This window comes from Streptomyces sp. BBFR102 (assembly GCF_051397025.1).
In the GTDB taxonomy this organism is placed as follows: domain Bacteria; phylum Actinomycetota; class Actinomycetes; order Streptomycetales; family Streptomycetaceae; genus Streptomyces.
In genome coordinates, this window is the sequence record NZ_CP195757.1 from 5,921,948 (window position 1) to 5,934,481 (window position 12,534).

General features: G+C 76.1%; 1 protein-coding gene (running past one end of the window). It reads left to right on the forward strand.

Annotated features, from left to right (window positions below; genetic code table 11):
- Positions 1-12,534 carry the start of a type I polyketide synthase gene (locus ACSLIC_RS26155; protein ID WP_436740162.1) on the forward strand. 16,104 nt of this gene lie beyond the right edge of the window, so the window shows 12,534 of its 28,638 coding nt (coding positions 1-12,534); its start codon is at positions 1-3; its stop codon lies off the right edge, out of view.

Here is a 12,534-nt window from a genome sequence, read left to right on the forward strand (position 1 = left end):
ATGGACAAGGAACAGAAGCTCCGGGACTACCTGAAGCGGGCGAGCGCCGATCTGAAGCGCTCCCGGCAGCGGGTGACCGAGCTGGAGGCGGCGGCCACCGAGCCCATCGCGATCGTCGGCATGAGCTGCCGTTACCCCGGCGGGGTGAGCAGCCCCGAGGACCTGTGGAAGATGCTGGTCGCCGGCGAGGACGGCATCACCGGCATGCCCGAGGACCGTGGCTGGGAGGCCGCCCTGGGCGAGGGCCCCGCCGACTTCGCCGGTGGTTTCCTGCACGACGCGCCCGCCTTCGACCCGGACTTCTTCGGCATCTCGCCCCGCGAGGCGCTGTCCATGGACCCGCAGCAGCGCCTGCTCCTGGAGACCGGCTGGGAGGCCTTCGAACGGGCCGGCATCGACCCCGCGGGCGTACGCGGCAGCCGCACCGGCATGTTCGTCGGCGCCATGCCCCAGGACTACCGGGTCGGCCCCGACGACGACGTTCAGGGCTTCCAGCTCACCGGCAACGCCACCAGCATCCTCTCCGGGCGGCTCTCCTACTTCTTCGGTGCCGTCGGACCGGCCGTGACCGTCGACACCGCCTGCTCCTCCTCTCTGGTGGCCCTGCACCTGGCCGCCCAGTCGTTGCGCGCGGGGGAGTGCTCCCTGGCCCTGGCCGCCGGTGTCACCGTCATGGCCAGCCCCACCACCTTCGTCGAGTTCGCCCGCCAGGGCGGCCTCGCCGCCGACGGGCGCTGCCGGTCCTTCGCCGACGCCGCCAATGGCACCGGCTGGTCCGAGGGCGTCGGCGTCCTCGTCCTGGAGCGGCTCTCCGAGGCCCGCCGCAACGGCCACCGCGTCCTCGCGGTGGTCCGGGGGTCCGCCGTCAACCAGGACGGTGCCTCCAACGGCCTGACCGCCCCCAACGGTCCCTCCCAGCAGCGCGTCATCGAGTCCGCCCTGGTCAACGCCCGGCTCACCGCCGCGGACGTCGACGCCGTCGAGGCGCACGGCACCGGCACGGTCCTCGGTGACCCCGTCGAGGCCCAAGCCCTGCTGGCCACCTACGGCCAGGGCCGGGCGGCCGACAACCCGCTGCTCCTCGGCTCGGTCAAGTCCAACATCAGCCACACCCAGGCCGCGGCGGGCGTCGCGGGCGTCATCAAGATGGTCATGGCGATGCGCCACGGCCTGTTGCCGCGCACCCTCCACGTCGACCAGCCCTCCACCCACGTCGACTGGAGCGAGGGCTCGGTCCGCCTGCTGACGGAGCCCGCCCCCTGGCCGTCCCGCGAGAACGCGCCGCGTCGCGTGGGCGTCTCCTCCTTCGGCCTGTCCGGCACCAACGCGCACACCATCATCGAGGAGGCTCCCCAGGAGCCGGCCGCCGACGACGGCGGGGCCGCCCCGGCCGTCGACGCCGGGGCGCTGCCCTGGCTGCTCTCCGGCCGCACCCCCGAGGCCCTGCGCGCCCAGGCTGCCCGGCTCCTCGACCACCTCGCCGCCCGGCCCGCGCCGCCCGCCCTGGACGTCTCCCACGCGCTCGCCACCACCCGCTCCGCCCTGGAGCACCGAGCGGCTTTCACCACCGCCGACCGGGACACCGCCGTCGCCGTCCTGACCGCACTCGCCGCCGGTGAGGACGCCCCGGGTCTCACCACCCACCAGCTGCGTGGCCGTACCAAGCTCGCCGTGCTCTTCTCCGGCCAGGGCTCCCAGCGTCCCGGCATGGGCCGCGATCTCCACGCCCGCTTCCCCGTCTTCGCCCGCGCCCTCGACGAGATCCTGGAGCACCTCGACGCGGGGCTCGACCGCCCGCTGAGGCCCCTGATCCTCGCCGAGGAGGGCAGCGAGGAGGCCGCGCTCCTCGACCGCACCGAGTACGCGCAGCCCGCCCTGTTCGCCCTCGAAGTGGCCCTGTACCGGCTCGTCGAGTCCTGGGGCGTCACCCCCGACCACCTCACCGGCCACTCCGTCGGCGAGATAGCCGCCGCCCATGTCGCCGGGGTGTTCACCCTCGCCGACGCCTGCACCCTGGTCACCGCCCGTGGCCGCCTCATGCAGGCCCTGGACGAGGGCGGCGCCATGGTCTCTCTGGAGGCCACCGAGGACGAGGTCGCGCCGCTCGTCGCCGAACACGCCGGACGGGTCTCCGTCGCCGCTGTCAACGGCCCGGCCGCGGTCGTCGTCTCCGGAGCCGAGGACGCCGTCGAGGACGTCGCCGCCCGTGTCGAGGCCCTCGGGCGCCGCACCCGCTGGCTGCGGGTCTCCCACGCGTTCCACTCGCCGCTCATGGACCCGATGCTGGAGGAGTTCCGCGCGGTCGTCGCCGGACTCTCCCCGCAGGCCCCCACCGTCCCGGTCGTCTCCAACCTCACCGGCGCACCCGCCACCGTCGAGCAGCTCACCTCCGCCGGCTACTGGACCGATCACGTCCGCCACGCCGTGCGCTTCGCCGACGGTGTCTCCTGGCTCGCCGGACACGGCACCGGGCTCTTCCTCGAACTGGGCCCCGACGCCACCCTCGCCGCCCTCACCCGGACCGTCCTGGACGCCGCCGGGCACGAGCACGCCGCCGTGCTGCCCGCGCTCCGCAAGGACCGCCCCGAGGCCGCCACCCTCACCGAGACCGCCACCGGACTCCACCTGCGCGGCGTCCCGGTGCGCTGGGACCGCTGGTTCGAGGGGACCGGCGTCGGCCACACCGACCTGCCGACCTACGCCTTCCAGCACCGCCGCTTCTGGCCCAAGGGCGTCATGGGGCTCACCGGCGACATGCGCTCCGCAGGCCTCGGCGCCGCCCACCACCCGCTGCTCGCCGCCGCCGTCACCCTCGCCAACTCCGACGGCCTGCTCCTCACCGGCCGCCTCTCGGTGCGCACCCATCCCTGGCTCGCCGACCACACCGTGCGCGGCACCGTGCTGCTGGCCGGCACCGCCTTCCTCGAACTCGCCGTCCGCGCCGGCGACGAGGTCGGCTGCGACCGCGTCGAGGAACTCACCCTCGCCGCCCCGCTCGCCCTGCCCGAGGACGGCGGCGTCCAGGTCCAGGTCTGGATCGGCAGCCCCGACGAGACCGGCCGCCGCGCCCTGACCCTGTACTCCCGCCCCGACGGCGACGACGACCGGCCCTGGACCCAGCACGCCGCCGGCACCCTGGCCTCCGGCGCCCACCACGGCGAGGAGTTCGACGCCGCCGTCTGGCCGCCCGCCGGTGCCGAGAGCGTCGGTCTCGACGGCTTCTACGAGGGCCTGGCCGAGTCGGGCTTCGCCTACGGTCCCGCCTTCCGCGGCCTGCGCGCCGTCTGGCGCCGGGGCGAGGAGACCTTCGCCGAGGTGGCTCTCGACGCGGGACCCGCGGGCGACGCCTCCTCCTTCGGCCTGCACCCCGCGCTGCTGGACGCGGCCCTGCACGCCACCGCACTGGCCCCGCTCGGCGAGGACGCCCGCGGCGGCCTGCCGTTCGCCTGGCAGGACGTCACCCTCCACGCGGCCGGCGCCGCCGAGGCCCGCGTCCGCATCACCCCCGCGGGCGACGACGCCGTCACCCTCACCGTCGCGGACACCACCGGGGCACCCGTCGCCTCGGTCGGCTCCCTCGTGCTGCGCTCCGCCCCCGACGCGCGCCGGGCCGCCGCCGGCGTGCTGGAGCGCGACGCCCTCTTCCACCTCGAATGGACCCGCCTCCACGGCTCCGACGCCCCTGACGCACCCGGCACCGTCGGCCTGCTCGGCGCCGACCCCCTCCGGCTCGGCGCCGCCCTCACCGCCGCCGGGCTCACCGTCAGCCCGCTCACCGGGACCGCCGGACCCGACACACCGGCCCTGGTGCTCGTCCCCGTCGGCGGCGGCGACCCCGACGCCGTACCCGCCGAGGCCCACGCGAGCACCGCCCGCGTCCTCGGGCACATCCAGCGTTGGCTCGCCGAGGACACCCGGGCCGGCGCGCGCCTGGTGTTCGTCACCCGCGGCGCTGTCGCCGTCGGCGAAGGACCACTCACCGACCCGGCCGCCGCCGCCGTCTGGGGCCTGGTCCGCTCCGCCCAGGCCGAACACCCCCACCGGTTCGGCCTGCTCGACCTCGACCCCGTCGCCACGACCGACCCCGAGGCGCTCGTCGCGGCCCTCGCCGCCGAGGAACCGCAGACCGCGCTGCGGGGCGACACCGTGTTCGCCGCCCGGCTCGCCCGCGTCCGCCCCGACGGCGAGGCCACCGCTGCCGCCTGGAACCCCGAGGGCACGGTCGTCGTCACCGGCGGCACCGGCGGCCTCGGCGCCGCCCTCGCCCGCCACCTCGTCACCGAGCACGGCGTACGCCACCTGGTGCTCGCCGGCCGGCGCGGCCCCGACGCCCCCGGCGCCGCCGAACTCGCCGCCGACCTCGGCGGACTGGGCGCCGAGGTCACCCTCGCCGCCTGCGACGTCGCCGACCCGGAAGCCGTGGACCGGCTGTTCGCCGCCGTACCGGCCGCCCACCCCGTCACGGCCGTCGTGCACACCGCCGGCATCCTCGACGACGGCCTGGTCGAATCCCTCACCGAGGAACGGCTCGCCGCCGTCCTGCGGCCCAAGGCCGACGCCGTCTGGCATCTGCACCGGGCCACCCGCGACCTCGACCTCGCCGCCTTCGTCGTGTTCTCCTCCCTCGCCGGCACCACCGGCGCCCCCGGTCAGGCCAACTACGCGGCCGGCAACGCCTTCCTGGACGCCGTGGCCCGCCTGCGCCGCGACGCCGGGCTGCCCGGCCTCTCCCTCGGCTGGGGCCCGTGGGTGCCCCTCGACGGCGGCATGACCGGCGAACTGTCCGAGCGGGACCTGGAGCGCATGTCCCGCTCCGGCACGCCCCCGCTCACCGTCGAACAGGGCCTGGCCCTGTTCGACGCCGCCCTCGCCCTGCCCCGCGCCGCCGTCCTCCCCGTCCGCCTGGACCTGGCCGCCCTGCGTGGCCGGGGCGAGGTGCCCCCGCTCCTGCGCGGTCTGGTCCGCACCCGCGCCCGCCGCACGGTACGCACCGGCTCCGAGGCAGCCCTCGGCCTCGCCCAGCGGCTCGCCCGGCTCGACGAGCAGGCCCGTACGGAGGCCGTCGTCGACCTGGTGCGCGACCGGACGGCCGCCGTCCTCGGTCACGCCTCGGCCGCCGACATCGACCCCGAACGCCCCTTCCAGGATCTCGGGTTCGACTCCCTGACCGCCGTCGAGCTGCGGAACCGGCTGGCCGCCGCCACCGGCCTGCGCACCTCCGCCACCGTCACCTTCGACTACCCGACCGTCGCGGCCCTGGCCGGCCACCTCCTGGCCGAGCTGACCGACGCCCCGGAGACCGCGGCCCCCGCCCCCGCTCCGCGGACGCCGGCCACCGCCGACGACCCGATCGTCATCGTCGGCATGAGCTGCCGCTACCCCGGCGGCGTCGGCTCGCCCGACGATCTGTGGCGCCTGGTCACCGAGGGCACCGACGCGATCGGCGGCCTGCCCGTCAACCGCGGCTGGGACCTCGACTCCCTGTACCACCCGGACCCGGACCACCCCGGCACCTCGTACACCCGCTACGGCGGTTTCCTGCACGACGCGGGCGAGTTCGACGCGGGCTTCTTCGGCATGAGCCCCCGTGAGGCGCTCGCCACCGACTCCCAGCAGCGGCTGCTGCTGGAGGCGTCCTGGACCGCCGTCGAGCACGCCGGTATCGACCCGGTGGGCCTGCGCGGCAGCCGGACCGGAGTCTTCGCCGGCGTCATGTACAGCGACTACTCGGCGACCCTCGCCGACGAGCGCTTCGAGGGCCACCAGGGCAGCGGGACCGCCCCCAGCATCGCCTCCGGCCGCGTCTCCTACGCCCTGGGCCTGGAGGGCCCGGCAGTCACCGTCGACACCGCCTGCTCCTCCTCCCTGGTCGCCATGCACTGGGCGATGCAGGCCCTGCGCTCGGGCGAGTGCTCGCTCGCCCTGGCCGGCGGCGTCACGGTGATGTCCACGCCGACCTCCCTCATCGAGTTCTCCCGCCAGCGCGGCCTGTCGCCCGACGGCCGCTGCAAGGCGTTCTCCGACGAGGCCGACGGGGTCGGCTGGTCCGAGGGCGTCGGCATGCTCGTCCTGGAGCGGCTCTCCGACGCGCGCCGCAACGGCCACCGCGTCCTCGCCGTGGTCCGGGGCTCCGCCGTCAACCAGGACGGTGCCTCCAACGGCCTGACCGCCCCCAACGGCCCCTCCCAGCAGCGCGTCATCCGCCAGGCCCTGGACACCGCCGGCCTCACCACCGCCGACATCGACGCCGTCGAGGCGCACGGCACCGGCACCGCTCTCGGCGACCCCATCGAGGCCCAGGCCCTCCTCGCCACGTACGGCCAGGACCGGCCCGAGGAGCGGCCGTTGCTGCTCGGCTCGGTGAAGTCGAACATCGGCCACACCCAGGCCGCCGCCGGTGTCGCGGGCGTCATCAAGATGGTCATGGCGATGCGCCACGGGGAACTGCCCCGCACCCTGCACGCCGGCAGCCCCTCCCGCCACGTCGACTGGGAGTCCGGCGACGTCCGCATCCTCCAGGAGCCGGCCCGCTGGCCCGAGACCGGTCGCCCGCGCCGCGCCGGCGTCTCCTCCTTCGGCATCAGCGGCACCAACGCGCACATCGTCCTGGAACAGGGCGAGTCCGCCCCCGCCGGGTCCGCCGTCCCCGCGCCCGCCGAACCCGCCGTCCTGCCCTGGACTCTCTCCGGCCGCACCCGGCCCGCGCTGCGCGCCCAGGCCGCCCGGCTGCTCGCCCACCTCGACGCGCGCCCCGGCGACGCCCCCGCCGACGTCACCCACTCGCTGGCCACCACCCGTCCGGCCTTCGAGCAGCGCGCCGTGGTCGTCGGCACCGCCGACGACGCCCGCCGCGCCCTGGCCGCCCTCGCCGCCGACCGCCCCGACCCGGCGCTCGTCCTCGGCGAGACCGGTGGTACCGGCCGCACCGCCCTGCTCTTCACCGGCCAGGGCAGCCAGCGCCCCGGCACCGGCCGCGAACTGTACGAGCGGCACCCGGTCTTCGCCGAGGCTCTGGACGAGGTCGTCGCGCGCCTCGACGTGCTCCTCGTCGACGCGCCCTACGGCACCCCGCACGGCTCCCTCAAGGACGTCATGTTCGCCGAGGAGGGCACCCCGGGCGCCGCCGCCCTGTACGAGACCGGCTGGACCCAGCCCGCTCTGTTCGCTCTGGAGACCGCGCTGTACCGGCTCGTCCGGTCCTGGGGCGTGCGTCCCGGCGTACTCCTCGGCCATTCCGTCGGCGGCATCGGCGCCGCCCACGCCGCAGGCGTCCTCTCCCTGGACGACGCCTGCGCCCTGGTCGCCGCCCGCGCACGCCTGATGCAGGCCCTGCCCGAGGGCGGCGCCATGTGGTCGCTCCAGGCGTCCGAGGACGAGGTCCTGCCCCTGCTCCAGGGGCAGGAGGACGTGGTCTCCCTCGCCGCCGTCAACGGGCCGTCGGCCGTCGTCGTCTCCGGCGAGGAGGAGGCCGCCGCGGGCATCGCCGCGCACTTCGCCGGCCTCGGCCGCGCCACCCGCCGCCTGCGGGTCAGCCACGCCTTCCACTCGCCCCGCATGGACGCCGTCCTGGACGCCTTCCGCGAGGTCGCCGAGGGCCTGACCTATCACGAGCCCACCGTCCCCGTGGCCTGCGACCTCACGGGCCGCCTCGCCGAGGGCGACGACCTGCGGACCGCCGACTACTGGGTCCGCCACGTGCGCTCCACCGTCCGCTTCGCCGACGCCGTGCGCGCCGCCCACGAGGCCGGCGCCACCACCTACCTCGAACTGGGCCCCGGCGGCTCCCTGTGCGCCGCCGCCCAGGACACCCTCGGTGACGCCGCCGAGGCCGACGCCGTCCCGACGCTGCGCAGCGGCCGGCCGGAGCACGAGTCCGTCCTCACCGCCCTCGCCCGGCTCCACGTCCGCGGCGTCCGCGTCGACTGGGGCGCGGTCCACCCGGCCGGCGCCGGCACCGTCGAGCTGCCCACGTACGCCTTCCAGCACGAGAGCTACTGGCCGGACACGACCGCGCCGACCGTGCGCCGCAGCGGCGACGGCACCGGCGACCCCGCCGACGCCGAGCTGTGGACCGCCGTCGAACGAGGCGACGCCGCCGGGCTCGCGGGGCTCCTCGGCCTCCGCGACGAGGAGCACGCCTCCCTCTACGCGCTGCTGCCGTCGCTGAGCTCCTGGCGCCGCGCCCGTCAGGAACGCGCCGTCCTCGACGCGGCCCGCTACCGGATCGCCTGGCAGCCCGCCGGTACCGAGAGTGCCCCGGTGCTCGACGGGACCTGGCTGGCCGTCACCACCGCCGACGACGGCGCGTCCGACACCGTCCTCGCCGCCCTGCGCGGCCACGGCGCCGTCCTCGGGCGCCTGGTGCTCGACGCCTCCCACCTCGACCGCGACCGCCTCACCCGCACCCTGCGCGCCGCCGTCGAGAACGCCGCGGCGGACGGCACCGCCGGTGTCAGCGGCATCCTGTCGCTGCTGCCGCTCGCCGACGCCGCCCACCCCGAGGCCACCGGCACCGACGCACCCGCAGGCGGACTCCCGGCCGGCTTCGCCCTGGGCGTGGTCCTCGCCCAGGCACTCGGCGACGCCTCCGTCACCGCCCCGCTGTGGACGGTCACCCGCGGTGCCGTCTCCACCGGCCCCGGCGACCCGCTCACCCACCCCGCTCGCGCCGCCGCCTGGGGCCTGGGCCGGGTCGCCGCCCTGGAACGCCCCGAGCAGTGGAGCGGTCTGGTCGACCTGCCGGAGGTCCTCGACGCCCCGGCCACCCAGCGTCTGGTCAGCGTCCTCGCCACCCGTGACGGCGAGGACCAGCTCGCCGTCCGGGCGGGCGGGACCCTGGCCCGCCGAGTGGTCCGCCACCCCGGCGACGCCCTGCCCCGCGAGGACGAGTTCACCGCTTCCGGCACCGTCCTGGTCACCGGCGGCACCGGCGGCCTCGGCGCCGAGGCCGCGCGCTGGCTCGCCCGCTCCGGCGCCGCCCACCTCGTCCTCACCGGCCGCCGCGGCCCCGACGCCCCCGGCGCCGCCGAACTCCGCGCCGAACTGGAGGAACTGGGCGCCCGTGTCACCCTCGCCGCCTGCGACAGCGCCGACCGCGACGCCCTCGCCGCGGTCCTCGCCGCGGTGCCCGAGGACGCCCCCCTCACCGGAGTCGTGCACGCCGCCGGCGTCGGCCAGGCCGCGCCGCTCGCCGACACCCCGCTCGGCCAGGTCGCCGCCGCCATGGCCGCCAAGACCCTCGGCGCCGCCCACCTCGACGCCCTCCTCGACGGCCACGACCTCGACTTCCTCGTCCTGGTCTCCTCCGTCGCCGGGGTCTGGGGGAGCGCGGGCCAGAGCGCCTACGCCGCAGCCAACGCCTACCTCGACGCGCTCGCCGAGAACCGCCGCTCGCGCGGCCTCGCCGCCACCTCCGTCGCCTGGGGCCCCTGGGCCGAGGTCGGCATGGCCAGCGCCCACCGGACGGTCTCCGAGAACCTGGAACGCGTCGGCCTGCGGCTGCTGAACCCCGCCACCGCCATGACGGAGCTGCGCCGGGCCGTCGTACGCGGCGAGACCGCCGTGACCGTCGCCGACGTCGACTGGGAGCAGTACCACCCGGTCTTCACCGCCGCCCGGTCCAGCCGTCTCTTCGACACGGTCGACACCGTCGGGGCCCTGGGCAGTTCCGGGGCACCCGGTGCCGTCTCCGGGCTGGCGGACCGCCTCGGCGGCCTCACCGAGCAGGAACAGGAGCGCCTGCTCGTCGACCTCGTGCGGGCCGAGGCCGCCGTCGTGCTCGGGCACACCTCCGCCGAGGGGGTGCCGGTCAAGAAGGCGTTCCGTGACGCCGGGTTCGACTCGCTGACCGCCGTCGAACTGCGCAAGCGGCTCGCCGTCCTCACCGGACTCGCGCTGCCGAGCACCCTGGTCTTCGACTACCCGAACCCGCTCGCCCTCGCCCGCCACCTCCGTGCCGAACTCCTCGGCACGGCCGAGACCGCCCCCGTGGCGACCGGCCCCGCCGTCACCGACGAGCCCATCGCCATCATCGGGATGAGCTGCCGCTTCCCCGGCGGCGCCCGCTCCGCCGACGCCTTCTGGCAGCTCGTCGCCGACAACACCGACGCGATCTCGGAGTTCCCGGTCAACCGGGGCTGGGACGGCGACGCGCTCTACGACCCGGACCCCGACCGGCCCGGCACCACCTACTCCACGCAGGGCGGATTCCTGCACGACGCGGGCGAGTTCGACGCCGGGTTCTTCGGCATCTCGCCGCGCGAGGCCGTCTCCATGGACCCGCAGCAGCGCCTCCTGCTGGAGACCACCTGGGAGGCGTTCGAGCACGCGGGCATCGACCCGGCCGCCGTGCACTCCACGCCCACCGGCACCTTCATCGGCTCCACCTACCAGGACTACGGCGTCGCCATGGACGACGGGTCCGCGGGCCACGCCGTCACGGGCTCCAGCCCCAGCGTGCTCTCCGGCCGTCTCGCCTACTCCTTCGGCCTGGAGGGCCCGGCCGTCACCGTCGACACCGCCTGCTCCTCGTCGCTGGTGGCGCTGCACCTGGCCTGCCAGTCGCTGCGCAACGGCGAGACCACCCTCGCCCTGGCGGGCGGCGCCACCGTCATGACCAACCCGATGCCGTTCATCGCGTTCAGCCGGCAACGGGCCCTCGCCCGGGACGGCCGCTGCAAGGCCTTCTCCGAGAGCGCCGACGGCATGACCCTCGCCGAGGGCGTCGGCATCCTCGTCCTGGAGCGGCTCTCCGACGCCCGCCGCAACGGCCACGAGGTCCTCGCCGTCGTCCGCGGCTCCGCCATCAACCAGGACGGCGCCTCCAACGGCCTGACCGCCCCCAACGGCCCCTCCCAGGTCCGCGTCATCCGCCAGGCCCTGGCCGCCTCCGGTCTCACCCCCGACGACATCGACGCGGTCGAGGCGCACGGCACCGGCACCGCCCTGGGCGACCCCATCGAGGCCCAGGCCCTGCACGCCACCTACGGCAGGGACCGCGACCCCGACAACCCGCTGCTGCTCGGCTCGGTGAAGTCGAACATCGGCCACACCCAGTCGGCCGCCGGTGTCGCGGGCGTCATCAAGATGGTCATGGCGATGCGCCACGGCACCCTGCCCCGCACCCTGCACGCCGCGGAGCCCTCCAGCCACATCGACTGGTCCAGCGGCACCGTCCGCCTCGTCACCGAGAACACCGGCTGGGCCCGGGACGACCGCCCGCTGCGCGCCGCCGTCTCCTCCTTCGGGATCAGCGGCACCAACGCGCACGCCATCCTGGAACAGGCGGCCCCCGTCGAGGAGCCCGCCCCCGCCGCCGAACCCACCCTGCCCGCAGGCGGCACCCTGCCCTGGATTCTCTCGGCCGCCGCCCCCTCCGCCCTGCGCGAGCAGGCCGCCCACCTCGCCGCCCACGTCACCTCCGGCGCGGCACCGCACCCCGCCGACGTCGGCCACACCCTGATCACCGCACGCTCCGTCCTGGAGCACCGCGCCGTCGCCCTCGGCGCCGGCACCGGCGAACTCACCGACGCGCTCGCCGCGTTCGGTGCGGGCGAGTCCACCGGCCAGGTGGTCCACGGCACCGCCGACACCGACGGCCGCACCGTCTTCGTCTTCCCCGGCCAGGGCTCCCAGTGGGCGGGCATGGGGGCCGAACTCCTGGACACTTCACCGGTGTTCGCCGAGCGGTTCCACGCGTGCGCGGCCGCTCTGGCCCCGTACACCGACTGGAACCTCGTCGACGTCGTCCGCCAGGCCGACGGCGCGCCCACCCTGGACCGGGTCGACGTCGTGCAGCCCGCCACCTGGGCCGTGATGGTCTCCCTCGCGGGGCTGTGGCGGGCCCACGGCGTCACCCCCGACGCGGTGATCGGCCACTCCCAGGGCGAGATCGCCGCCGCCGTCGTCTCCGGCGCCCTCACCCTCGACGACGGCGCCCGCGTCGTCGCCCTGCGCTCCCAGGCCATCCGCCGGGTCCTGGCCGGGGCCGGCGGCATGATGTCCGTCCAGGTGTCCGCCGCCGAGGCCGAGCAGTACCTGATCCCCCACGCGGGCGCGGTCTCCGTCGCCGCCGTCAACGGCCCGCGCTCCGTCGTCCTCGCCGGTACGCCCGAGGCCCTGGACGCCCTCCAGGCGGAGCTCGCCGCCCGCGACCTGCGGGCCCGCCGGATCGCCGTGGACTACGCCTCCCACACGGCACAGGTGGAGCGGATCGAGGCCGAACTCCTCGACATCCTCGCCCCGGTGGCACCCCGCGCCGCCGGTGTCCCGTTCCACTCCACGGTCACCGGCACCGCGCTCGACACCATCGGCATGGACGCCGCCTACTGGTACCGCAACCTGCGGCAGACCGTCCGCTTCGAGGACGGCGTGCGCGCCCTGCTCGACACCGAGCACACGCTCTTCGTCGAGATCAGTCCCCACCCCGTGCTGACCATGGCCGTTCAGGCCACCGCCGAGGAGGCCGCCCGCCCGGCCGTCGCCGTCGGCACCCTGCGCCGCGAACAGGGCGGCACCGCGCGCTTCCTCACCTCC